The sequence below is a fragment of the Streptomyces sp. NPDC001231 genome (assembly GCF_042896885.1).
GTDB lineage: Bacteria > Actinomycetota > Actinomycetes > Streptomycetales > Streptomycetaceae > Streptomyces.
Window position 1 is genome coordinate 116,446 of sequence record NZ_JBIAXS010000024.1, and the last position, 22,944, is coordinate 139,389.

Sequence of the window (22,944 nt, forward strand, 5' to 3'; positions counted from 1 at the left end):
TTATTTCCTGATTTTTCGACCATCGGCACCGTCGATCTGTGACTCACTTCACCGACCCAACCCCCTTGCACAGGCGACGAGTTGACCGTGAGTGCCGGATTCCGTACCGGCCGTCACCCTCCGCACGGGGTGGTTCGATTCCGTTCGCCGGAGGGCGTGACTCCCGCCACAGATCACCCGTTGTCTTCTTCATGAGCCGGGTCCCTCCCGGTTCATGGGCCGGGAGCCACCCGGCTCCGCCACGCACCGCATCCCGAGGGAGCCACCCGTGCCGCGCATGCTCGACGTCAGCGACGCCGTACGCGCCGAGATCGGCGACGAAGAAGCCGACCGGCTGCTCGCCGGACAGAACGCCCCGGGCAGTTACGACTGCACGTCCTGCCGCACCCCCGGCGACTCCGAACAGGAGCGCACCAGCACCGTCCTGTTCATCGGGGACGAGACCGCCGTCCTCGCCTTCGCCCACGCCACCTGCCTGCCCTCGCAGGTCGTCCAGGTCACCGAGGAGCAACTGCGGGGCGCGGTCCGCTCCATCAACGGGAACACGGGCCCCTCCAGCAGGGTGCCGGAGCAGACTCCGCCCCAGTGGAGCGCGCCCGAGCAGGCCGTGCCCCAGAAGGTGATGCCGGAGCAGGCCGTGCTCGGGATCACCAGCGGACTCGTCCTGATCGCCGGGGAGTTGCACCCCGCCCTGGTCGTCGAGCCGACCGCGCCCATCGTGCGTCCGGGCTCGCTGGGCGGCGCCGACGAGTTCCTGCCGCTGCTCATCGAGCAGGGCTACGCCCCGGTGACCGAACTCGCCGCCGTGCCGCCGGTACTGCACGGCTGGTCGGTGCTGCTCGCCGTGGGCCAGCTGCACGCCGTCCTCCAGCCCCAGGCCAACGGCGGCCAGCCGGTGGCCTGGTGGCAGGCGCACCAGCCGCTCCAGGTCACCGACGGCTGGCGGGCGGCCGCCAACAAGCACCAGCAGGTGATCATGTTCGCCGCGCCGGTCGGGTCCATCGGGCGGCAGCCGCGGGAGGACCTGCTCCGGGACGCGCTGGACAAGGCCGCGGCGGGCGGAAGGCTGGTCGCGGCGACGCTGCCGCTCGCCGGGACCTGAGCCGCATCCCTTCCGGTTCGGGGTCGTTTGGAGATACGTGCACGCATATGACGTTCCCCGCCGCCAGCCCTACCCGCCCATCCCCTCCGCGCGGACGCCCCAGGATCCTCACGGCGGCCCATCGGCCACGCCGATCTACGACGCGCTCTACGCCGAGTACGTCAAGTCCTACCGGACCCTGCCGGGTGACCGCAGCGGCGAGGAGGATCTGGGTTTTGTAGCGTTCGGGAACCTGCCGCACGATACGGGCTCCACCGTGTACGGCGCCTACAGCCTGGGGGCCTACAGCACCCGCCATGGCACGGGCCGGCAGCAGACGCAGTGGCAGCGGGTCGGGACGATCGGGCGGCAGGAGACCGGGATGCACCACGTTCCCGCGGCCCTGCCACCGGCTCCGCGGCGCGGAGTCTGATCCGCCGACGGCGAAGGGGCGGCCCCCGTTCGGGGCCGCCCCTTCGCCGTTGCCGCTGTTCTTCTTCGCCGCTACTTCTTCTTCGCGCCGCGCTTCTCGCGCACGCGCACCGAGATGTGGATCGGCGTGCCCTCGAAGCCGAACTCCTCGCGCAGCCGTCGCTCGATGAACCGCCGGTAGCCGGCCTCGATGAACCCGGAGGCGAACAGCACGAACCGCGGCGGCTTGGTGCCGGCCTGGGTGCCGAACAGGATGCGCGGCTGCTTGCCGCCCCGGATCGGGTGCGGATGGGCGGCGACCAGCTCGCCGAGGAAGGCGTTCAGGCGGCCGGTCGGAACCCGGGTCTCCCAGCCGGCCAGCGCCGTCTCGATCGCCGGGACCAGCTTCTCCACGTGCCGTCCGGTGTACGCCGAGACGTTGACGCGCGGGGCCCACGCGATCTGCGCGAGCTCGGTCTCGATCTCCCGCTCCAGGTAGTAGCGGCGCTCCTCGTCGAGGGTGTCCCACTTGTTGTAGGCGATGACGAGCGCGCGGCCCGCCTCCACGGCCATGGTGATGATCCGCTGGTCCTGCACCGAGACGGACTCGGAGGCGTCGATCAGGATGACGGCGACCTCGGCCTTCTCGACGGCGGCCGCGGTGCGCAGCGAGGCGTAGTAGTCGGCGCCCTGCTGGAGGTGGACACGCTTGCGGATACCCGCGGTGTCGACGAACTTCCAGGTCTTGCCGCCCAGTTCGATCAGCTCGTCGACCGGGTCCCGGGTGGTGCCGGCCAGCTCGTTGACGACGACGCGCTCCTCGCCCGCCACCTTGTTCAGCAGCGAGGACTTGCCGACGTTCGGGCGGCCGATGAGGGCCACCCGGCGCGGGCCGCCGATGCCGCCCCCGCCGAACATCTCGCGCGGCGCCTCGGGGAGCGCCTCCAGGACGCGGTCCAGCATGTCGCCGGTGCCGCGGCCGTGCAGGGCCGAGACCGGGTGCGGCTCGCCGAGGCCGAGCGACCACAGGTACGTGGCGTCCGCCTCGCCGCTCGGGCCGTCGACCTTGTTGGCGCACAGCACGACCGGCTTGCCCGCCTTGCGCAGGAGCCGTACGACGGCCTCGTCGGTGTCGGTGGCGCCGACCTTGGCGTCGACGACGAACACCACGGCGTCGGCGGCCTCGATGGCGTACTCGGCCTGCGCGGCCACGGAGGCGTCGATGCCGAGGACGTCCTGCTCCCAGCCGCCGGTGTCGACGACCTTGAAGCGGCGGCCCGCCCACTCGGCCTCGTAGGTGACGCGGTCGCGGGTGACGCCCGGCTTGTCCTCGACGACCGCCTCACGGCGGCCGATGATGCGGTTCACCAGAGTCGACTTGCCGACATTGGGGCGGCCGACGACGGCGAGGACGGGCAGCGGGCCGTGTCCGGCGGCCTCGATGGCGCCCTCGACGTCCTCGATGTCGAAGCCCTCTTCCGCGGCGAGCTCCATGAACTCCGCGTACTCGGCCTCGCCGAGCGACCCGTGCTCGTACTCGTGCTCGGCCGAGCCGTCGGGCTGGATGTCGTCGTTCATGAAGTCCGTACCTCGTCGTTCATCGTGGTGATCGGTGGAACACCACCGGTTCGCGGTGATCCACTACTCAAGTGTCGCCCAGGGCCTGTCCGGCGGACAGGCCCTGGCGCCCGGTCAGTCGCCGGGCGTTCTCCAGGTGGTCGGTGAGCTGCTTCTGGATCCGCTCGGTCGCCTCGTCCAGGGCCCGGCGCGTACGCCGCCCGCCCTCGTCGCCCGCTTCGAACGGGTCGCCGAAGACGACGTCGACCCGGTGGCGCAGCGGAGGCAGCCCCTTTATCAACCGTCCGCGCCTCTCGGAACTTCCCAGCACGGCCACCGGGACGATCGGGGCGCCGCTGCGGACCGCGAAGTAGGCGAGCCCGGCCCGCAGGGAGGCGAAGTCGCCCTCGCCGCGGGTGCCCTCGGGGAAGATCCCGAGGGCTCCGCCCTGCTTCAGGACGCCGAGCGCCCGTGTGATCGCCGAACGGTCGGCGGAGTGCCGGTCCACCTGAAGCTGGCCGATGCCGGTCAGGAAGGGGCCCAGCGGGCCGACGAACGCCTCCTTCTTGATCAGGAAGTGCACCGGCCGGGGTGCCACGCCCATGACCATCGGGCCGTCGACGTTGTGCGCGTGGTTGACCGCGAGGATCACCGGGCCAGTGGCGGGCACCTTCCAGGCGCCCAGCACGCGCGGGCGCCACAGCCCGTACATCAGCCCGACGCCGATCCGCCGGCCGACGTCGGCACCGCGCTCCGACGGAGGGCCCGCCGCACGCTCCGGCGGACGGCTCACTTCGCGGCCCGCTTCTCCTCGACGAGGGTGACCACGCACTCGATGACCTGTGCCAGCGTCAGCTCGGTGGTGTCCACCTCGACCGCGTCGACGGCCTTGGCCAGCGGGGAGGTCTTGCGGCTGGAGTCGGCCGCGTCGCGCTTGATCAGGGCCTCGCGGGTGGCGTGGACGTCGGCGCCCTTGAGCTCGCCGCTGCGCCGGGCGGCGCGGGCCTCCGGGGAGGCGGTGAGGAAGATCTTCAGATCGGCGTCCGGCAGCACGGTGGTGCCGATGTCGCGGCCCTCGACGACGATCCCGGCCGCGGTGGACACGGCCAGCGAGCGCTGGAGCTCGGTGATCCGGGTCCGCACCTCCGGTACGGCGCTGACCGCGCTGACCTTGGCGGTGACCTCCTGGGTGCGGATCGGACCGGCCACGTCCACGCCGTCGACGGTGATCGTCGGGTGGGCGGGGTCGGTGCCGGAGACGATCTCGGGCTTGCCGGCCACCGCGGCGATCGCGGTGGGGTCGTCCATGTCGATCCCGTTGGTCACCATCCACCACGTGATCGCCCGGTACTGGGCGCCGGTGTCCAGGTAGCTCAGGCCGAGCTGTGCGGCCACGGCCTTCGATGTGCTCGACTTGCCCGTGCCGGAAGGACCGTCGATGGCGACGATCACGGGCTGGGCGGTCCGGGCGGCGCCGTATTCCACAGCGGGGCACCTTCCTGGTGAAGGGTGGTGGGTGGTGTGCGGGACGCGAGAGCGCCCCGCACAAGGTTACTGGCTTCCCGGACGCCCTCTTACTGGCGGATGTCCCAGCCCCGCTCCCGCAGGGCGGAGGTGAGGACCGGTGCCGCCTTCGGCTCGACCATGAGCTGCACCAGACCGGCCTGCTGCCCGGTGGCGTGCTCGATGCGCACGTCCTCGACGTTGACCCCGGCCAGTCCCGCGTCCGCGAAGATGCGGGCCAGTTGGCCGGGCTGGTCGTCGATGAGGACCGCGACGACCTCGTACACCCGCGGCGCGGACCCGTGCTTGCCGGGGACCCGGACCTGGCCGGCGTTGCCCCGCCGCAGCACGTCCTCGATGCCGGCGGCGCCCTCGCGGCGCTTGGCCTCGTCGGAGGACTGGAGGGCGCGCAGGGCTTGCACGGCCTCCTCCAGGTCGATGGAGATGTCGGAGAGCAGGTCGGCGACCGGTCCCGGGTTGGCGGACAGGATGTCGATCCACATCCGCGGGTCGGAGGCCGCGATCCGGGTCACGTCCCTGATGCCCTGCCCGCACAGCCGTACGGCCGCGTCCTCGGCGTTCTTCAGACGCGCGGCGACCAGGCTGGAGACCAGGTGGGGCATGTGGGAGACGAGGGCCACGGCACGGTCGTGGGCGTCGGCGTCCATGACGACCGGGACCGCCCGGCAGTGCGAGACGAGCTCCAGGGCGAGGTTGAGGACCTCGGTGTCGGTGTCCCGGGTGGGCGTGAGCACCCAGGGGCGGCCCTCGAAGAGGTCACCGGTCGCCGCCAGCGGACCCGACTGCTCGCGGCCCGACATGGGGTGCGTGCCGATGTAGCCGGTCAGGTCCAGGCCCATCGACTCCAGCTCACGGCGCGGGCCGCCCTTGACGCTGGCCACGTCCAGGTAGCCGCGGGCCGCGCCCCGGCGCATGGCGTCCGCGAGCACTCCCGCCACGTGCGCCGGCGGCGCGGCGACGATGGCGAGGTCGACCGGCCCGTCCGGGGCCTCGTCCGTGCCGGCGCCGAGCGCCGCGGCCGTACGGGCCTGCTCCGGGTCGTGGTCGGCGAGGTGCACGACCACCCCGCGCTGGGCGAGAGCCAGGGCGGCGGAGGTGCCGATCAGCCCGGTGCCGATCACGAGTGCGTTTCTCACTGGGCGATGTCCTTGCGCAGGGCGGCCGCCGCGCCGAGATAGACGTGGGCGATCTCGTCGCGCGGCCGGTCGGACTCGATGTGCGCGAGGACGCGGACGACGCGGGGCATGGCGCCCTCGATGTCCAGTTCCTGGGCGCAGATCAGCGGTACGTCGACGATGCCGAGCTTGCGGGCCGCGGCGGCCGGGAAGTCGCTGTGCAGGTCGGGGGTGGCCGTGAACCAGATGCTGATCAGGTCGTCCGCGGTCAGGCCGTTCCGCTCCAGGACGGCGGTGAGCAGCGCCCCGACCTGCTCGTCCATGTGCCCGGCCTCGTCCCGCTCGAGTTGGACGGCCCCCCGGACCGCTCGTACCGCCACGGCGCTGCTCCTTGCTGAGGTGAATCGGGTCTCGTGTCCAGCCTAGTCAGACCGCGTGGGACGGGTGACCGGCGCCCGCCCGCTGAGACGACCGGGGAAACGGGTGGTTTATTACGCGCTGTCACGATGTGCTTCGACTTGACCGTATTCGATGCGAAGATGCTGATGCTCCGCTCGGAGCTCTTCCCTCCCTCCCCCGGAATCCCGGAGTGACGACATGACCCAGGGCTCGACGCGGCGCACGGTTCTGGCCACGAGTGCGGTGGCGCTCGCGGCGGCGGGCTGCGGCACCAAAGGCAGCAGCACATCCGAGACGTCACCTTCCACGGAGGCGGCCTCCCCCTCGGGCGGGACGACGTCCCACCCTTCGGCGGCCTCCGGCGCCACGGAGGGGTCCGCCACCGGACCGGAACTGGCGAGCACGGCCGACATCCCGGAAGGCGGCGGCAAGGTCTTCGCCGAGCAGAAGGTCGTGGTCACCCAGCCGAAGAAGGGCGAGTTCAAGGCCTTCTCGGCGATCTGCTCGCACCAGGGCTGCACGGTGAGCAAGATCGCCAACGGCATGATCGACTGCCCCTGCCACGGCAGCAGGTTCCGCATCGCCGACGGCTCGGTGGCCAACGGGCCGGCGGTCAGCCCGCTGGACGCCAAGCAGATCAAGGTGGAGGGAAATTCCATCCACCTGCTGTGAGGATCCGCGTACGCTCCCGGGCATGCAGCCCGAGGACCTGGTGCGTGACCACACCATCTACGCCTGTGTCATGGGGTCGCGGGCCTTCGGGCTGGCGACGGACGACAGCGACACGGACCGCAGGGGCGTGTTCGTCGCGCCCACTCCCCTGTTCTGGCGCTTCGAGAAGCCGCCGACGCATGTGGAGGGACCCCTCGACGAGCAGTTCAGCTGGGAGCTGGAGCGCTTCTGCGCGCTGGCGCTGCGCGCGAACCCCAACATCCTGGAGTGCCTGCACTCGCCACTGGTGGAGTACGTGGACGACACCGGCCGCGAACTGCTGTCCCTGCGCGGCGCGTTCCTCTCCCGGCAGGTGTGCGGGACGTTCACCCGCTACGCGCTGAGTCAGCGCGGGAAGCTCGAAGCCGATGTCCGCACGCACGGCGCCCCGCGCTGGAAGCACGCGATGCACCTGCTGCGCCTGCTGACCAGCGCCCGCGACCTGCTGCGCACCGGCACGCTGACGGTCGACGTCGGCGACCGGCGCGAACCGCTCCTGGAGGTGCGGCGGGGTGAGGTCCCGTGGCCCGAGGTCGAGTCCCGGATGGCCCGCCTGGCCGCCGAGACCGAACAGGCCGCCGACCGCACCCCGCTCCCTTCGGAGCCCGATCACCGACGCGTGGCGGACTTCCTGCGCCGTGTCCGCCACGCGTCGGCCTGCCGGGGAGACGTCTGAGCCGGCCTGATCCAGACGGAGGACCCTAGAGGTCGACCTCGTTCATCAGCATGCCGACCTCGGTGTTCGACAGGCGGCGGAGCCAGCCGGACTTCTGGTCGCCCAGGGTGATGGGGCCGAAGGCGGTGCGGACGAGCTTGTCGACCGGGAAGCCCGCGGCGGCGAGCATACGGCGCACGATGTGCTTGCGGCCCTCGTGGAGGGTGACCTCCACGAGGTAGTTCTTGCCGGTCTGCTCGACGACCCGGAAGTGGTCCGCGCGCGCGTAGCCGTCCTCCAGTTGGATGCCGTCCTTGAGCTTCTTGCCCAGGTCCCGCGGGATGGGACCGACGATGTGCGCGAGGTAGGTCTTGCGCACGCCGTACTTCGGGTGGGTCAGCCGGTGCGCCAGCTCGCCGTGGTTGGTGAGCAGGATCACACCCTCGGTCTCGGTGTCGAGCCGGCCGACGTGGAAGAGGCGCGTCTCGCGGTTGGTGACGTAGTCACCGAGGCACTGGCGGCCCTCCGGGTCCTCCATGGTGGAGACGACACCGGCGGGCTTGTTCAGCGAGAAGAACTGGTACGACTGCGTGGCCACGGTCAGGCCGTCGACCTTGACCTCGTCCTTCTCCGGGTCGACCCGGCGGCCCTGCTCCAGGACGATCTCGCCGTTGACCTCGACCCGGGCCTGCTCGATCAGCTCCTCGCAGGCGCGCCGCGAACCGTATCCCGCGCGGGCGAGCACCTTCTGAAGCCGCTCGCCCTCCTGCTCGGCGCCCGGGAAGGTCTTGGGCAGCTTGACGTCCTTCTTGCCCGCGTACCGCTCGCGGTTGCGCTCCTCCATCCGCGTCTCGTACTCGCGGGAGCGGGCCGGAGCCGTACGGCCGCCCTGCTGGGGCTGCCTGGGGCCGCCCTTGGCGCCACCGCGCGCGGATCCGCCGCGCCCGGCCTTGGGGCCGTCCTTGGTCGCGCCGGGGCCGACGTCGTAGCGGCGCTCCTCGGGTCGGGGCTTGCGGGGGCGGTCCTGCCCCTGCCGCTCGTCCCTGTTGTTGCCGGCACCGCGGTAGTTGCCGCGCCCGCCGTTCCTGCCGCTGCCGCTGCTTCGCATCAAAGTTCCGTCGTCGTGTTCGTCGTGTGGTCGCCGTCTGCGCCCGGCGCGTCATCGGGAGCGTCCGGGTCGAACGACGGTACGCCCTCCTGGGTCTCGGCCTCGATCGCCTCCGCCTCGGGGAGGAAGGGCGCGAGTTCCGGGAGCTCGTCCAGACCGCGCAGGCCCATCCGCTCCAGGAAGTAGTTCGTCGTCCTGTACAGGATCGCACCTGTTTCGGGTTCCGCGCCCGCCTCCTCGACCAGACCGCGTTGGAGCAGCGTACGCATGACTCCGTCGCAGTTGACTCCGCGGACGGCGGAGACGCGGCTGCGGCTGACCGGCTGGCGGTAGGCGACCACGGCGAGGGTCTCCAGGGCGGCCTGGGTGAGCCGGGCCTGCTGGCCGTCCAGGACGAAGCCCTCGACGGCGGCCGCGTACTCGGGGCGGGTGTAGAAACGCCAGCCGCCGGCGATCAGCCGCAGCTCGAAGCCGCGGCGCTGCACGGTGTACTCGTCGGCCAGTTCGCGCAACGCGTCCGCGATCTGCCGGCGGGGCCGTTGCAGGATCTTCGCCAGGTGCTCCTCGGTCGCGGGCTCGTCCACGACCATGAGGACGGCCTCCAGGGCAGGCTTGAGGTCGAGGTCGGCGACGGTGCTCGGACCCGCGGACGGGTCGGTGGTCTCCTCGTTCACGCCTTCTCCTCCTTGGGCTCCTCGGGCACCTCGGGATCCTTGGGCTCCTCGGGCGGACGGTCGAACTCGTCCGTCACGGTGGGCGTCTCGTCCCCGTCACCGCCGGTCCAGCGCACGATCAGCTCGCCGAGGGCGGTCTCCTGGTCCAGGGCCACGGCCTTCTCGCGGTACAGCTCCAGCAGGGCGAGGAAGCGGGCCACGACGGTGAGCGTGTCGTCGGTGTCGGCCACCAGTTCCCGGAAGCCGGCCTCACCCAGCTCCCGCAGCCGCGCGATCACGATCCCCGCCTGCTCCTGCACGCTGACCAGCGGCGCGTGGATGTGGTCGACGTACACCTGTGGCTTGGGCTTGGGCTGCATCGCCTTGACCGCGAGTTCGGCGAAGCGCGCCGCGCCGATGCTGATGACGACCTCGGGCAGCAGTTCGGCGTGGTGGGGTTCCAGCCCGACGGTACGGGGGTGGCGCCGGCCCTCCTCGTCCAGTCGGCGGCTGAAGATGTCGGCGATCTGCTTGTACGCGCGGTACTGGAGCAGTCGGGCGAACAGCAGGTCGCGTGCTTCGAGCAGCGCCAGGTCGGCCTCGTCCTCGATCTCGGCCGCGGGCAGCAGCCGGGCCGCCTTGAGGTCGAGCAGGGTGGCGGCCACGACCAGGAACTCGGTCGTCTGGTCCAGGTCCCAGTCGGGTCCCATGGCCCGGATGTGCGCCATGAACTCGTCGGTGACCTTGGACAGGGCCACCTCGGTGACGTCCAGCTTGTGCCTTGAGATCAGCTGGAGCAGCAGGTCGAACGGCCCCTCGAAGTTGGCCAGCCGAACCTTGAACACCCCGTCGCCGACAGCACCGTCCCCGTCGCCGGCCCCCTCGGACGACGGCCCGGCCTCGGCCCCCATGCCGGAAACAGCCCTGGGCACCGAGGAGGCCTCGGCCTGGTGCCGCCCATCGATCTCCGATCCGAGGGCAACGCGGACCTCCACCCGCGCATCGGGGGCGAACGCCGACTGCGCCGAAGCCCCGGAGTCCGGCGTGGCTTCCGCCCGGCGCCCCTCATCAGCTTCCGCTTCGGAAGCAGCACGAGCCTCCGCCCGGGAACCGCCCGCGACCGCCGGCTCCGAAACGTCCCCCGGCTCCAGCACGGCCTCCACCCGGCGCCCCGCGTCAGCCTTTGGTCCGAGGACGCCACGAGCCTCCGCCCGGGAACCGCCCGCGACCGCCGGCTGCGAGACATCCCCGGCCCCCGGCCCGGCCGTCGTGTCGGAACCGGCGCGGGGCACGGTCGAGCCGCCTGGCCCGGCCGCCGCAGTCTCGGCAACGCCGATCGCCGGCTCGGCCGGCTGCCCGGCGGCCGGGCCCACCGGGCCGTCCCCTGAGAGGTCCACCGGAGGCTCAGGAGCCCGTACCGACGGCTCGGAAGGCTGCTCGGCGGCCCCGGGTGCGGACATGGGCTCCGGAGGCGCGGCCGGCGGTTCGGGGCGCTCGTCCTGGGACGCGGGCGGCTCGGGTGGGTGAGCCGGGGGTGGGGATGCCGTTCCCGGGCCGCGGCCGAGGGCGCGTCTGCGGCCAGTGGGGGTGGGAGCGTCGTTCGAGGTCATGGCCGTCGCAGGCTACCGCTTACCGCCCGCGCGGACGGCTAACGGCCGCGCAGCCGCCGTACCAGGATGCTCGCCTCGCCACGGGACTCCAGGTCGGCCAGCACCACGGCGACCGCCTCGCGGACGATGCGCCCGCGGTCCACGGCGAGCCCGTGCTCGCCGCGGAGCACCAGCCGGGCGTGCTCCAGGTCCATGAGCTCCTCGGCGGACACGTACACGGTGATCTTCTCGTCGTGCCGTTCCCGCCCGCTGGGCCGGCGCGCCGCGCCGCGGCCCCGCTTGCGTGGCTGCGCGGCGGCAGAACCTTCCTGCGCCGCCGCCGAACGCCGTGCGGGGCGCTCCGCGGTCGCGGACCGGCTGCGGGACTCGCCCGCGTCCGTCGGTCCCGCCTCCACCGCCACGTGCTCCGCGCCCTCGCCGTCGCCGCCCTGCGCGGGCACCGACTGCGGCGCGTCCTCCGCCGAGGCGGCCGCGTCGCCCTCCGCCGCGGGGGCGGGCACCCGGGCCTCGCCGCCTGCCTGGCGTCGGGGAGTGGACGGCTGGAGCGCCGTTCCCCCTGTCGTACGGAACAGTTCGTCGGCCCCCGGCAGACTCACTCGGCGTGACACCGGGCGAGCACCTCCCTGGCGAGCTGGCGGTAGGCGGCGGCACCGACGGAGTTGGAGGCGTACGTGGTGATCGGCTCACCGGCGACCGTGGTCTCCGGGAAGCGGACCGTGCGTCCGATGACCGTGTGGTACACGTGGTCGTCGAACGCCTCGACGACACGCGCGAGCACCTCACGGCTGTGCACGGTGCGCGAGTCGTACATCGTGGCCAGGATCCCGTCGAGCTCCAGCTCCGGGTTGAGGCGCTCCTGGACCTTCTCGATGGTCTCGGTCAGCAGCGCCACACCACGCAGCGCGAAGAACTCGCACTCCAGCGGCACGATCACCTTGTGCGCGGCCGTGAGGGCGTTGACGGTGAGCAGGCCGAGCGAGGGCTGGCAGTCGATGACGATGTAGTCGTAGTCGTCCATCAGCGGCTTCAGGGCGCGCTGGAGCGTCGACTCGCGCGCGACCTCGCTCACCAGCTGGACCTCGGCGGCCGACAGGTCGATGTTGCTGGGCAGCAGGTCCATGTTGGGGACCGCCGTCTTCAGCAGGACCTCGTCCGCGGACATGCCCCGCTCCATGAGCAGGTTGTAGACGGTGAGGTCGAGCTCCATGGGGTTGACGCCGAGACCCACCGAGAGCGCGCCCTGCGGGTCGAAGTCCACGAGCAGCACCCGGCGGCCGTACTCCGCGAGCGCGGCACCCAGGTTGATGGTCGACGTGGTCTTGCCGACGCCGCCCTTCTGGTTGCACATCGCGATGATCTTCGCGGGGCCGTGGTCGGTCAGCGGACCCGGGATCGGGAAGTACGGCAGCGGGCGTCCGGTCGGGCCGATGCGCTCACGGCGCTGGCGGGCCGCGTCGGGCGCGAGCGTGGCCGCGTACTCGGGGTCGGGCTCGTACTCGGCGTCGGGGTCGTAGAAGTGCCCCTCGGGCAGTTCGTCGTAGTCGGCGAAGTGGTTGTGGGGCGCGCCACTTCCGTCGCCGGCCATGGCGTTCACGTGATGGCCATCCATGCTTGGGTGTGCTGGCTGAGTCACCCCTGATGTCCGGTGACTCTGGTGGGCTGCGAAGGTGCGCACAGCAACGGAGCCGACAGCCTCGAGCCGCGTGGGGCCCTGGCCCGTCGCAGGCATTCCTGGTTGACCACCCCCGGGAGAAAATGTCGACTCATTCACAAGTCGTCTTACCTCCTTGGTGACCAGGGGACTTCTAGACAGGTCAGCGTGGCACCATGCCGACGATTGGCGACTCTATGGCGTGTCGGCGGTCCGCAGCAACACAATCCGCCGGACCCGGCCCGATGTGTCGGTAATGGAACATCCCTCTGTCAAGGGCGTACGACCGTCGCACGGCAGGTTTCACCGGTGCGTGAATCGGTCGAATGGTTGCGTTCGAGGCGAGTTGACCGAGTGCGGCGAAGTGACCATACACACATCCGGCCGGACCTTGTGGGACAAGGTCCGGCCGGTCGTGCGAGGTTGACGACGCGTGTTGACGTATCGCCTTTCACACCTTGGCGACTTGGCGACCCGCTCAGCCGAGCAGGGACTCCAGCGCGACGTGCTCCAGGCCGAGGGCCTCGGCGACCTCGCGGTAAACGACCTTGCCCTCGTGGGTGTTGAGGCCCTTGGCCAGCGCCGGGTCACGGCGCAGCGCCTCCACCCAGCCGCGGTTGGCGAGTTCGACGATGTACGGCAGCGTGGCGTTGGTCAGCGCGTAGGTGGAGGTGTTGGGCACCGCGCCCGGCATGTTGGCGACGCAGTAGAACACCGACTCGTGGACCTTGAAGGTCGGCTCGGCGTGCGTGGTCGGGTGGGAGTCCTCGAAGCATCCGCCCTGGTCGATCGCGATGTCGACAAGGACACTTCCGGCCTTCATCCGGGACACCAGCTCGTTGCTGACCAGCTTCGGGGCCTTGGCGCCCGGGACGAGCACGGCGCCGACCACGAGGTCGGCCTCCACGCAGGCCTTCTCCAGCTCGAAGGCGTTGGAGACGACGGTCTTGATCTTCGTACCGAAGATCTTGTCCGCCTCCTTGAGCTTGTTGATGTCCTTGTCCAGGAGGGTCACGTGGAAGCCCAGACCGATGGCGATCTGCGCGGCGTTCCAGCCGGAGACGCCACCGCCGATGATGACGGCCTCGCCGGCCGGCACGCCCGGGACGCCGCCCGGCAGCACACCGCGGCCGCCCGCGGCGCGCATCAGGTGGTAGGCGCCGACCTGCGGCGCGAGGCGGCCCGCGACCTCGGACATCGGGGCGAGCAGCGGCAGCGCGCGGTTCGGGAGCTCGACGGTCTCGTAGGCGATCGCCGTGGTGCCGGACTCCAGCAGGGCGTCCGTGCACTCCTTGGAGGCGGCCAGGTGCAGGTAGGTGAAGAGGATCTGGTCCTTGCGGAGGCGGTGGTACTCCTCGGCGATGGGCTCCTTGACCTTCAGCACCATGTCGGCGGCGGCCCAGACCTCGTCCGCGGTCTCGAGGATCCGGGCGCCGGCGGCCACGTACTCCTCGTCCGGGATCGAGGAGCCGACGCCCGCGTTCCGCTCGACGACGACCTGGTGGCCGTTACGCACGAGCTCGTGCACGCCGGCGGGGGTGATGGCCACCCGGAACTCGTTGTTCTTGACTTCGCGGGGGATGCCGACCTTCACGTCGATCACGGTCCTTGGCTCAGAGAATGTGGGGCAATATCAGACGTACCCCGGCATGCGGGGGCATACCAGGCAGCACCGCAGGAGAACGAGCGGCAGACCCAGTCTAATGAAGGCTTTCTCTCTGTCTAGCCTTTCATTGCATCAATCTTCAGTGGATGCACTGCGGATTTCGCAGGCATTGGCTTCTCCTGCCGTCAATGGGCCCTCCGGACCGCCTTCCACGGCCGCAGGGACCTCGTCGCCGAGCATGCGCCGGGCCGTTCCGCGGTGCAGGGCCGCCGTGACCGTGTCGCCCAGCCGTTCCAGGGTGTCGGCGAGCCGCAGCTGGAGCGCCGCCTGGAGCCGTACGTCCTCGGCGTGGCGGGCCCACTCCACCGCCTCCTGGCAGGTGCGCAGGCAGTCCTCGGGCCGCCCGGCGTACTCCTGGACGCGCGCCAGCTCGCTCAACGCCCGCGCGTGGGCGGCGACATCGCCCGCCTTGCGGTGGGCGGCGGCGGCCGCCCGCCAGTTGCGCAGGGCCTCGCCGTAGCGGCCCGTGTAGGTGTGCGCGGTGGCGATACGGCCGTAGAGGCGGGCGGCGTCCTCGCGCTCCTCGCGCGCGAGCCGCTGCGCCAGGGCGCGGCCGAACCAGTCGGCGGCCCGGTCGTAGTCCCCCAGCTCCTGGTGGGCGCTGCCTACGGATTCCATGGCGCGGCTGATCGCGTACGGGTCGTCGGCCTCCCGTCCGGCGTCCAGCGCCGCCCGGTAGCGGGCCAGCGCCCCCGCCGTACGCCCGGTGCGGGCGTCCAGGTCGGCGAGGTTCAGCAGGGCGGCGGCCTTCTCCCGGGGCAGCCCGCGCCGCTCGGCCACGTCCAGGACGAGCCGGTGGATGCCGTAGAGGTCACCGGCGGCGGCCTGGGTGCCGATGTGCGCCACCATGGCCCGCACCAGCTGGGACATCAAGCGGCGGGCCAGGGTGTCCAGTTCGCCGTCGGCGACGGCGAGTCGGGCCGCGGCGAGCAGGGCGGGCCTGCGGGCGCGCAGCCACTTCTCGGCGGCCCGCGGAGTGGCGAAGCGCAGCCCGGGAGGCAGGCTCTTCAGCCTCTCCCTGGTCTCGGGACTGTCGGTCTCGGTGATCGCCCGGCAGGACTGGAGCAGCCGCACGGTCCGCTCCAGCATCCGGGCGCGGGCGAGCCGCAGCTCGGCGGGGCGGTCCTGGCGCTCGGCGAGGTCCGCCAGCAGCGGGTGCAGGCAGCCGGGGACCTCGTAGCACGGCAGCGGCGAGGGGACGGCGCGCAGCACGCCGAGTTCGGCGAAGTCGTCGAGGAAGCCGCGGGCGGCCTCGACCGAGCAGCCGGCGAGCGCGGAGGCGGTCTGCGGGTCGACGTCACCGGCCGGGGCGAGGGAGAGCAGGCGCAGCAGCCGGGCGGCCGGGCCGGACAGGGTGCCGTGCACGAACCGCAGCACCCGGTCGAGGACGGAGCGCTCGTCGGGATCGGCGCGCAGCTGCTTGGCGAGGTCGGCGACGGCCGCCTGGGGGTGGGCGGCGAGCCAGCCGCCGGCCAGGGTCAGCGCGGCGGGCTGGCCCTGGCAGACCTCGACCAGGCTCTCGGCGGCGCGCGGGTCGACGGTGATGCGCACCGGGTCGATGCGCTGCGCCAGCAGCTCCACGCCGGACTTGGTGTCCAGGCCGCCCAGGGTGCACGGACGGACGTCGGCGATCCCGGTGAGCGGGCCCCGGGCGACGGCGACGAGCAGGCAGTCGGCGTTCTCCGGCAGCAGCGCGTCGACCTGGTCCGCGCCGGCCGCGTCGTCGAGCAGGAGCAGCGCCCGGCGCTCGGCGAGGGCGGTGCGCAGGGCCTCGGTCAGGTCGTCCTCGGCGGCGCCGGGCGGGGTCGGCAGATCGAGGGCGGTGAGCAGGTCGCGGGCGACGGCCTCGACGGGTACGGGGGTGCCGTCGGGCTCGGTGAGCCTGGCGCGCAGCACACCGCCGGGGTAACGCTGCGCGACCTGCCCCACCAGTTCCTCGGCGAGCGCCGTACGGCCGGAGCCGGGCCTGCCCGCGATCAACAGGACGCGTGCGCGTGGCTCCTTGCGGCCGGCCAGGGTGTCGAGGCCGGCCCGCTCGATGTCGGCGCACAGCTCCTTCAACTCCCGTGTGCGGCCCAGGAAGAGACTCTTCGCGGCCGCGGCGAACCGGTCCCCGCCGGACAGGTTCACGCCACCTGCGTCCACCGCCTGATCCGTCACGGGCCACACTCCCGTCCCACGCACGTGCAAGCCCGCCGGGACTCCGGTTCGGGCGTTTCCAGAGCCTAGTTCACGCTCTGCGACGAACCGTGAGGAGCACGGCGGACACGTCGCCCGATCGGATCAGGCGATCGTCACACCGCAGGGGTCGACAGTGTGTTCAGGACGCGAAGGGGCGCGCCGGCCAGGGCGCCTCGGCCGGGCGCAGAGCGTCCAGTCCGTCCCCCCGGCGCGCGGCGACCAGCGACAGGACGCCCACCACCAGACAGTTGTTGTGCAGTTCGCCCGCGAGCACGCCCCGTACCAGTTCGTCCACCGGCATCCGCGCGTGCTCCATGTCGGTCTCCTCGTGCTCCGCCGCGAAGCGCTCGCCGACCGCCTCGGACAGGCCCCGGGCGAGGAAGATCCGCACGGACTCGTCGCAGCCGCCCGGGGTGGTGTAGACGTCGGTCAGCACCCGCCAGTCCTCGGCCTTGACGTGGGCCTCCTCGTACAGCTCGCGCTGGGCGGCGTGCAGCGGGTTCTCGCCGGGCACGTCGAGCAGGCCCGCCGGGATCTCCCACAGCCGCTGACGCACCGGGTGGCGGTACTGGCGGATCAGCAGCACCCGGTCCTCCTCGTCGAGGGCGAGGACGGCCACGGAGCCCGGATGCACCTGGTAGTCGCGGGTGACCACGGAGCCGTCGGGCATGACGACGTCGTCGGTGCGGACGGAGGTCTTGCCGCCGACGAACGGGGTGCTGGTGGCCCGGATCTCCCACTCCTCCGGGATGTCCTTGATCGTCATGCCCTGGCCTTTCCGACGTGCGCAAACAGAACGGGGGTGCGCACCTGTGACGGTACGCACCCCCGCAACCGTACAACCGGGTGTGCTACTTGGAGTTCTTCCGCTCGACGGCGGCCTTCACCAGGCCCGCGAACAGCGGGTGCGGACGCGTCGGGCGCGAGCGCAGCTCCGGGTGCGCCTGGGTGGCGACCAGGTAGGGGTGGACCTCGCGCGGGTACTCCACGTACTCGACGAGCTTGCCGTCCGGGGAGGTGCCGGAGAAGACGATGCCCGCCTTCTTCTCCAGCTCCGCGCGGTAGGCGTTGTTCACCTCGTAGCGGTGGCGGTGGCGCTCCTCGACGTACTCCTTGCCGTCGTAGACCTCGCGCACGATCGAGCCCTCGGCCAGCTTCGCCGGGTACATGCCGAGCCGCATCGTGCCGCCCATGTCGCCCTCGCCGGCCACGATGTCCATCTGCTCGGCCATGGTGGAGATCACCGGGTGGCCGGTGGCCGGGTCGAACTCGGTGGAGTTGGCGTCCGCGATGTCGGCGAGGTTGCGCGCGGCCTCGATCACGATGCACTGCAGGCCCAGGCACAGGCCCAGCAGCGGGATCCCGTTCTCACGGGCGTAGCGGATGGCGCCGACCTTGCCGAGCACGCCGCGGTCGCCGAAGCCGCCCGGGATGCAGATGCCGTCGACGCCGGCGAGCTGCTGCTCGGCGCCGGCCGCGGTCTTGCAGTCGTCGGAGGTGACCCACTTGATCTTCACCCGGGCCCTGTTGGCGAAGCCGCCGGCGCGCAGCGCCTCAGTCACCGACAGGTAGGCGTCGGGCAGGTCGATGTACTTGCCGACCAGGGCCAGGGTGATCTCGTGCTCGGGCTTGTGGACGCGGTCCAGCAGGTCGTCCCAGGTCGTCCAGTCCACGTCGCGGAAGGGCAGGTCCAGCTTGCGCACGACATAGGCGTCCAGGCCCTCGGAGTGCACGACCTTCGGGATGTCGTAGATCGACCGGGCGTCGGGGCAGGCGACCACGGCCGCCTCGTCGACGTCGCACATCAGGGAGATCTTGCGCTTGATCGCGGTGGGCACCTCGCGGTCGCAGCGCAGCACGATCGCGTCCGGCTGGATGCCGATGTTGCGCAGCGCGGCGACCGAGTGCTGGGTCGGCTTGGTCTTCAGCTCCCCGGAGGGGCCGATGTAGGGAAGCAGCGAGATGTGCACGACGAAGACGTTGTCCCGGCCGACCTCGTGGCGGACCTGGCGGACGGTCTCCAGGAACGGCAGCGACTCGATGTCGCCGACCGTGCCGCCGACCTCGGTGATGACGACGTCCACCTCGTCGGTGGCCATGCGCCGGATGCGGTGCTTGATCTCGTTGGTGATGTGCGGGATGACCTGCACCGTGTCGCCCAGGTACTCGCCGCGCCGCTCCTTGGCGATGACCGTGGAGTACACCTGACCGGTGGTGACGTTGGCGGAGCCGTCCAGGTCGCGGTCGAGGAAGCGCTCGTAGTGGCCGATGTCCAGGTCGGTCTCGGCGCCGTCGTTGGTGACGAACACCTCACCGTGCTGGAAGGGGTTCATCGTGCCCGGGTCGACGTTGAGGTACGGGTCCAGCTTCTGCATCACGACGCGCAGGCCCCGGGCCTTCAGCAGCATGCCCAGGCTGGAGGCGGTGAGGCCCTTGCCGAGCGAGGAGGCGACACCCCCGGTGACGAAGATGTGCTTGGTCGTCGTGGCTTTGCTGTTTCGGAAAGCAGCGGGCGGCATGGCCAAGAGGGGGCTCCCGTGGTCGCGGTTTGTCGTGCGGTACGGCTGGCCGGTCCGGGGAACCCGGGTGTCCGGCTGAGGCGCCGTCGCTGCGGTTCGGGGGTTTCGAGCCCACCGGTCCACGGGCTACCAGGGTATCAGCGCCTGACGGGCATGGCTCCCGGCCACGCTCCGCGCACGCCCCGACACGTGCGCGTACCACTCACAGGTCCCTCACCCATGGCTCACTCGTTCGGCGCACCCGGGTTGCCCGGAGCGGCACGCAGATCATCTACGTGCGTCGTATCCTGCTCGGACACTCGCTGAGGAGCCCGGCCGGCAAAACGGCACCACCCCGTCCGTATGACCCGGAACAACAAGAGCTCGTCAGTTCGTTGAGCAAGGGTTGTCGTTCTGCCCCCACGGCCGACCGGCGGTTCCCCCCACCGCTCGACGACGCATTACAACCACCCCTTGACCGCACTAGCGACAGCCCCTTCGCGGGGTGTGACGTGGCCGTTCGACTGGAGTTGCACGTGGCCGGGCGCATCGAAGACTACGCACTCATCGGAGACATGCAGACCGCTGCCCTGGTCTGCCGGGACGGGACAGTCGACTGGCTGTGCCTGCCCCGCTTCGACTCCCATGCCATCTTCGCCGGCCTGCTGGGCACCGACGAGCACGGTTTCTGGCGGATCGGCCCGGCGCACGCGGCCGGCACACAGCCGCCCACGGCGGCCCGGCGCAGCTACCGCGGCGACTCGCTGATCCTGGAATCCGAGTGGGACACCCCGCGCGGCACGGTCCGCGTGACCGATTTCATGCCCCCGCGCGACGGCGCCCCGCAGCTGATCCGCATCGTGGAGGGCGTCACCGGCCGGGTGCCGATGCGCTCGACGCTGCGCATGCGCTTCTCCTACGGCCGGGTCGTGCCGTGGGTGCACCGGCACGAGGGCCGCACGGTGGCGGTGGCGGGTCCGGACTCCGTGTGGTTCGACACATCGGTGAAGACCTACGGCAAGGAGCTGACCACGTACGCGGACTTCACCGTCGCTCCCGGTGACCGGATCGCGTTCACCATCTCCTGGCAGGCGTCGCACAAGGAGCCGCCGCCGCTGCCGGAGCCGGAGCAGTCGCTGGAGGCGGCGGAGGAGTTCTGGCGCGAGTGGGTCGGGCACTGCACGTACCACGGCCCCTATCGCGAGGCCGTGGTCCGCAGCCTGATCACGCTCAAGGCCCTGACCTACGCCCCGACCGGCGGCATCGTGGCGGCCCCCACCACGTCCCTGCCCGAGGACATCGGCGGCGTACGCAACTGGGACTACCGCTACACCTGGCTGCGCGACGCGGCGATCACCCTGTCCTCGCTGCTGCGCACCGGCTACCGCGAGGAGGCCCGCGCCTGGCGCGAGTGGCTGCTGCGGGCCGTCGCCGGCGACCCTGACAACCTCCAGATCATGTACGGCATCGCCGGCGAGCGCGAGCTGGGCGAGGCGGAGCTGGACTGGCTGCCCGGCTACGAGAACTCCGCGCCGGTCCGGGTGGGCAACGGCGCAGCGCACCAGCTCCAGCTGGACGTCTACGGCGAGGTCACCGAGGCCCTGCACCTGGCCCACATGACGGGCCTGGCCCGCAACGACTACGCCTCACTGCTCCAGCTCAAGCTGATCCAGTACCTGGAGAAGCACTGGCAGGAGCCGGACGAGGGCATCTGGGAGGTGCGCGGGCCGCGCCGCCACTTCGTGCACTCCAAGGTCATGGCCTGGGTCGCCGTCGACCGCACCATCAAGCTCATCGAGTCCGGGGAGGCCGACGGCCCGCTGGAGCGCTGGAAGGTGCTGCGGGACGACATCCACCGCGAGGTGTGCGAGAAGGGTTACGACAAGGAGCGCAACACCTTCACGCAGTCCTACGGTTCGCGGGAGCTGGACGCGTCCTTGCTGCTCATCCCGCAGATGGGCTTCCTGCCGCCGGACGACAAGCGGGTCATCGGCACCATCGAGGCGATCCAGCGCGAGCTGTCCACCACGGACGGGTTCATCCTGCGCTACCCCACCGACGGCGACCACGCGGGCGTCGACGGCCTGCCCGGCGACGAGGGCGCCTTCCTCGCCTGCTCCTTCTGGATGGCCGACGACCTGGCGATGATCGGCCGCGTGGACGAGGCGCGCAAGCTCTTCGACAAGCTCCTCTCGCTCCGCAACGATTTGGGCCTCCTCGCCGAGGAGTGGGACCCGCGCCGCCAGCGCCAGGTGGGCAACTTCCCCCAGGCCTTCAGCCATGTGCCGCTGATCGACACGGCCCTGCGCCTGACGGCGAGCGGCGCCTACGGAGGCTGACCCGGCGCCGGGCGGGCGAGCGCGCCCGCCCGGCGGTCAGCCCAGCTCAGGGTGGTCGGACCGCTCCGGCCACCCGGCGCTGCCGCCGCGTCGCGGGCAGAGGTAGCGTCCGCTTCATGGACCGCAGATTCGACACCGAGGGCACCGGCATCACCGTCCGGCGCGCCCTCGAACTGCCCGGCCTGCGCAGCGGCCTCCCCGAGGTCCTCGCCGGCGCCGACAAGCTGACCCGCACCGTCCGCTGGGTGCACGCCGGCGAGGTCCCCAACATCGCCTCCCTCCTCAAGGGCGGCGAACTCCTGCTGACCACCGGCTACGGACTCGGCACCCGCCCCGCCGACCAGCGGGCCTTCGTCCGCACCCTCGCCGACCGCGGCATCGCGGCCCTGGTGGTGGAGCTGGGCCCGCGCTTCACCCGGCTGCCCACCGCCCTCGTCGAGACCGCGCGGTCCGCCGGCCTCCCCCTCGTCCAGCTGCACCGCGAGGTGCCGTTCGTGGCGGTCACCGAGGAGATCCACACGGAGATCGTCAACGGCCACTACGCGCTGCTCCAGCGGGCCGAGGAGGTGCACCGCCGCTGCACTCAGGCACTGCTCGGCGGCGGCGGGGTGCCGCAGGTGCTCGGCATCCTGGCCGACTTCGGCGGCAACCCGGTCTTCCTGGAGACCCCGGACGGGCAGTTGTTGTACGCGGCCGGCTCCGGTCCCGAGGGCGCCGATCCGCTCCAGGTCTGGGAGGGACTGCGCGGCCAGCGCAAGGACGCGGCGCCGACGGCCGGTTCGGTCGTCGTGGACGTGCCCGGCGGCGGACCCGGCACCGGCTCGGTGCGCGCCCGGCTCGTGCTGCTGCCGGTCCGCTCGCCGCTGGCCCCGGTGCACCGCATGGCCGCCGAGCGGGCGGCCGGTCTCCTGGCCGTGGTGCTGATGCAGGCCCGCCAGGAGGAGGAGCTGGCGGCGCGGGGCCGCGGCGACTTCCTCACCGACCTCGCCGAGGGGCGTATCGCCGCGGAGGACGCTCCCGCGCAGGCCCGGGTCCTCGGCTTCAAGCCGGGCAACAGCCCGCTGCTGCCCGTGGTGATGCGGCTCGGCGACGCGCTCGCCTCCACCGGGGACACCGCCCGGCCGAGCGCGGCCGCCGGCGGCGGAGGCTGGGCGGTACTGGCCCGCGCGGTCGCCGAGGAACTCGCCTCGGTGGGCGTGCCGGTGCTGCTGGGCGTGCGGCCGGTCGAGGGCCGGGTGCCGCTGCTGATCGGCCTGCGCGCGGAGGCGGAGCGGCCCACCGTCGCGGACCGGGTCGCGGCGGCCCTGCGGGCGGGTGTGGAGCGGGCCGGGATGCGGCGGCCGGGCGGGCAGCCGGAGGTGGTGGTCGTCGGTGTGGCGGGTGGCTGGGCGGCCGCCTCGGCGGGCCTGCGGCACGCGGCGGAGGCGGCGACGGCGGCGCAGGGGCTGCCGGACCGGCCCTGGTACGACGCCCGCCGCCTGGACATCGACCTGCTGCTGTGGCGGCTGCGCGACCACCCCGACCTGGCGGCCTTCGTGGACCGCGCGATCGGCCCGCTGCGGGACCACGACCGGCGCTCGAAGCCGCCGCTGCTGCCCACCCTTCAGACGTATCTGGCGCACGCGGGCCGCAAGGCGGAGACCGCCCGCGAGCTGCACCTGAACCGGCAGACGCTCTACAACCGCCTGGCCCGGATCGGGGAGTTGCTGGGCACCGACCTCGACGACCCGCAGACGGTCCTGGCTCTGAGTCTGGCCCTGCGGGCCCGCCGGCACGTGTCGTGAG

At 71.9% G+C, this 22,944-nt stretch carries 20 protein-coding genes; 6 read left to right on the forward strand and 14 right to left on the reverse strand.

Annotation, left to right across the window (positions count from 1 at the left end; translation table 11 throughout):
* Nucleotides 1-268 precede the first annotated feature (268 nt).
* Both ACFY3J_RS27065 and ACFY3J_RS27070 read left to right on the forward strand, forming a co-directional pair.
* Complete coding sequence (locus ACFY3J_RS27065; protein WP_384175142.1) at nucleotides 269-1,102, forward strand: hypothetical protein; 834 nt, start codon at nucleotides 269-271, stop codon at nucleotides 1,100-1,102.
* A gap of 37 nt (nucleotides 1,103-1,139) precedes the next feature.
* Nucleotides 1,140-1,514 carry a hypothetical protein gene (locus ACFY3J_RS27070; RefSeq protein WP_384175141.1) on the forward strand — a complete coding sequence of 125 codons (375 nt, stop codon included), beginning with the start codon at nucleotides 1,140-1,142 and terminating at the stop codon, nucleotides 1,512-1,514.
* Between the two features lie 71 nt (nucleotides 1,515-1,585).
* Here the strand turns inward: ACFY3J_RS27070 and der are convergent, their stop codons facing one another.
* The 5 genes from der to aroH all read right to left on the reverse strand — a co-directional run bounded on the left by der (nucleotide 1,586) and on the right by aroH (nucleotide 6,068).
* Nucleotides 1,586-3,070, reverse strand: a complete 1,485-nt coding sequence (gene der, locus ACFY3J_RS27075; protein WP_384175139.1) for a ribosome biogenesis GTPase Der — start codon at nucleotides 3,068-3,070, stop codon at nucleotides 1,586-1,588.
* A 67-nt stretch (nucleotides 3,071-3,137) separates the two neighbouring features.
* Nucleotides 3,138-3,881, reverse strand: coding sequence for a lysophospholipid acyltransferase family protein (locus ACFY3J_RS27080; protein ID WP_384175137.1), 744 nt, complete (start codon nucleotides 3,879-3,881; stop codon nucleotides 3,138-3,140).
* On the reverse strand, nucleotides 3,839-4,534 hold the full coding sequence (cmk, locus tag ACFY3J_RS27085) for a (d)CMP kinase (RefSeq protein WP_384175135.1): 696 nt from the start codon (nucleotides 4,532-4,534) through the stop codon (nucleotides 3,839-3,841). The genes ACFY3J_RS27080 and cmk overlap by 43 nt, the downstream gene beginning before the upstream one ends.
* 89 nt (nucleotides 4,535-4,623) lie before the next feature.
* Nucleotides 4,624-5,709 carry a prephenate dehydrogenase gene (locus ACFY3J_RS27090; protein WP_384175133.1) on the reverse strand — a complete coding sequence of 362 codons (1,086 nt, stop codon included), beginning with the start codon at nucleotides 5,707-5,709 and terminating at the stop codon, nucleotides 4,624-4,626.
* A complete protein-coding gene (gene aroH / locus ACFY3J_RS27095) occupies nucleotides 5,706-6,068 on the reverse strand; it encodes a chorismate mutase (protein WP_225076036.1) in 363 nt (120 codons plus the stop codon). Before aroH ends, ACFY3J_RS27090 begins: the two co-directional genes overlap by 4 nt.
* Before the next feature lie 217 nt (nucleotides 6,069-6,285).
* On the opposite strand from aroH, the gene ACFY3J_RS27100 reads away from it, so the two are divergent.
* Together ACFY3J_RS27100 and ACFY3J_RS27105 are read left to right on the forward strand one after the other, a co-directional pair.
* Nucleotides 6,286-6,759 (forward strand): Rieske (2Fe-2S) protein, encoded by a 474-nt coding sequence (locus ACFY3J_RS27100; RefSeq protein WP_384175131.1) that lies wholly within the window; start codon nucleotides 6,286-6,288, stop codon nucleotides 6,757-6,759.
* A 22-nt stretch (nucleotides 6,760-6,781) separates the two neighbouring features.
* Nucleotides 6,782-7,474 (forward strand): DNA polymerase beta superfamily protein, encoded by a 693-nt coding sequence (locus tag ACFY3J_RS27105; protein ID WP_384175129.1) that lies wholly within the window; start codon nucleotides 6,782-6,784, stop codon nucleotides 7,472-7,474.
* Between the two features lie 25 nt (nucleotides 7,475-7,499).
* On the opposite strand, the gene ACFY3J_RS27110 is transcribed toward ACFY3J_RS27105, so the two are convergent.
* The 9 genes from ACFY3J_RS27110 to ACFY3J_RS27150 all read right to left on the reverse strand — a co-directional run bounded on the left by ACFY3J_RS27110 (nucleotide 7,500) and on the right by ACFY3J_RS27150 (nucleotide 18,841).
* Nucleotides 7,500-8,561 (reverse strand): pseudouridine synthase, encoded by a 1,062-nt coding sequence (locus ACFY3J_RS27110; RefSeq protein ID WP_390841914.1) that lies wholly within the window; start codon nucleotides 8,559-8,561, stop codon nucleotides 7,500-7,502.
* The gene (gene scpB, locus ACFY3J_RS27115; RefSeq protein WP_384175125.1) at nucleotides 8,561-9,235 is read right to left on the reverse strand and encodes an SMC-Scp complex subunit ScpB; all 675 of its coding nucleotides are present in this window, start codon (nucleotides 9,233-9,235) and stop codon (nucleotides 8,561-8,563) included. The genes ACFY3J_RS27110 and scpB overlap by 1 nt, the downstream gene beginning before the upstream one ends.
* A complete protein-coding gene (locus ACFY3J_RS27120) occupies nucleotides 9,232-10,365 on the reverse strand; it encodes a segregation and condensation protein A (RefSeq protein ID WP_390841920.1) in 1,134 nt (377 codons plus the stop codon). The genes scpB and ACFY3J_RS27120 overlap by 4 nt, the downstream gene beginning before the upstream one ends.
* Nucleotides 10,366-10,862: 497 nt before the next feature.
* A complete protein-coding gene (locus tag ACFY3J_RS27125; RefSeq protein ID WP_384175123.1) occupies nucleotides 10,863-11,432 on the reverse strand; it encodes a hypothetical protein in 570 nt (189 codons plus the stop codon).
* The gene (locus ACFY3J_RS27130; protein ID WP_384175121.1) at nucleotides 11,417-12,553 is read right to left on the reverse strand and encodes a ParA family protein; all 1,137 of its coding nucleotides are present in this window, start codon (nucleotides 12,551-12,553) and stop codon (nucleotides 11,417-11,419) included. Before ACFY3J_RS27130 ends, ACFY3J_RS27125 begins: the two co-directional genes overlap by 16 nt.
* Nucleotides 12,554-12,953: 400 nt before the next feature.
* The gene (ald, locus tag ACFY3J_RS27135) at nucleotides 12,954-14,078 is read right to left on the reverse strand and encodes an alanine dehydrogenase (RefSeq protein ID WP_141362313.1); all 1,125 of its coding nucleotides are present in this window, start codon (nucleotides 14,076-14,078) and stop codon (nucleotides 12,954-12,956) included.
* A 135-nt stretch (nucleotides 14,079-14,213) separates the two neighbouring features.
* Nucleotides 14,214-16,301, reverse strand: coding sequence for a tetratricopeptide repeat protein (locus tag ACFY3J_RS27140; RefSeq protein WP_384175118.1), 2,088 nt, complete (start codon nucleotides 16,299-16,301; stop codon nucleotides 14,214-14,216).
* Between the two features lie 160 nt (nucleotides 16,302-16,461).
* A complete protein-coding gene (locus tag ACFY3J_RS27145) occupies nucleotides 16,462-17,088 on the reverse strand; it encodes an NUDIX domain-containing protein (RefSeq protein ID WP_384175116.1) in 627 nt (208 codons plus the stop codon).
* 85 nt (nucleotides 17,089-17,173) lie between these two features.
* Nucleotides 17,174-18,841, reverse strand: coding sequence for a CTP synthase (locus tag ACFY3J_RS27150; protein ID WP_225076028.1), 1,668 nt, complete (start codon nucleotides 18,839-18,841; stop codon nucleotides 17,174-17,176).
* Between the two features lie 515 nt (nucleotides 18,842-19,356).
* Between ACFY3J_RS27150 and ACFY3J_RS27155 the strand changes: the two genes are divergently transcribed.
* Nucleotides 19,357-21,159: a glycoside hydrolase family 15 protein gene (locus tag ACFY3J_RS27155; RefSeq protein WP_384175725.1), complete on the forward strand. Its 1,803-nt coding sequence runs from the start codon at nucleotides 19,357-19,359 to the stop codon at nucleotides 21,157-21,159.
* A 116-nt stretch (nucleotides 21,160-21,275) separates the two neighbouring features.
* The gene (locus ACFY3J_RS27160) at nucleotides 21,276-22,943 is read left to right on the forward strand and encodes a PucR family transcriptional regulator (RefSeq protein ID WP_384175114.1); all 1,668 of its coding nucleotides are present in this window, start codon (nucleotides 21,276-21,278) and stop codon (nucleotides 22,941-22,943) included.
* The last annotated feature ends 1 nt before the right edge of the window (nucleotide 22,944 follow it).

Excerpts from the sequence above, each read along its gene's own strand:
- der (WP_384175139.1), bottom strand. The coding sequence starts at position 3,070 with ATGAACGACGACATCCAGCCCGACGGCTCGGCCGAGCACGAGTACGAG.
- ACFY3J_RS27100 (WP_384175131.1), top strand. The coding sequence starts at position 6,286 with ATGACCCAGGGCTCGACGCGGCGCACGGTTCTGGCCACGAGTGCGGTG.
- ACFY3J_RS27105 (WP_384175129.1), top strand. The coding sequence starts at position 6,782 with ATGCAGCCCGAGGACCTGGTGCGTGACCACACCATCTACGCCTGTGTC.
- ACFY3J_RS27110 (WP_390841914.1), bottom strand. The coding sequence starts at position 8,561 with ATGCGAAGCAGCGGCAGCGGCAGGAACGGCGGGCGCGGCAACTACCGC.
- ACFY3J_RS27130 (WP_384175121.1), bottom strand. The coding sequence starts at position 12,553 with ATGCCTGCGACGGGCCAGGGCCCCACGCGGCTCGAGGCTGTCGGCTCC.
- ACFY3J_RS27145 (WP_384175116.1), bottom strand. The coding sequence starts at position 17,088 with ATGACGATCAAGGACATCCCGGAGGAGTGGGAGATCCGGGCCACCAGC.
- ACFY3J_RS27150 (WP_225076028.1), bottom strand. The coding sequence starts at position 18,841 with ATGCCGCCCGCTGCTTTCCGAAACAGCAAAGCCACGACGACCAAGCAC.
- ACFY3J_RS27160 (WP_384175114.1), top strand. The coding sequence starts at position 21,276 with ATGGACCGCAGATTCGACACCGAGGGCACCGGCATCACCGTCCGGCGC.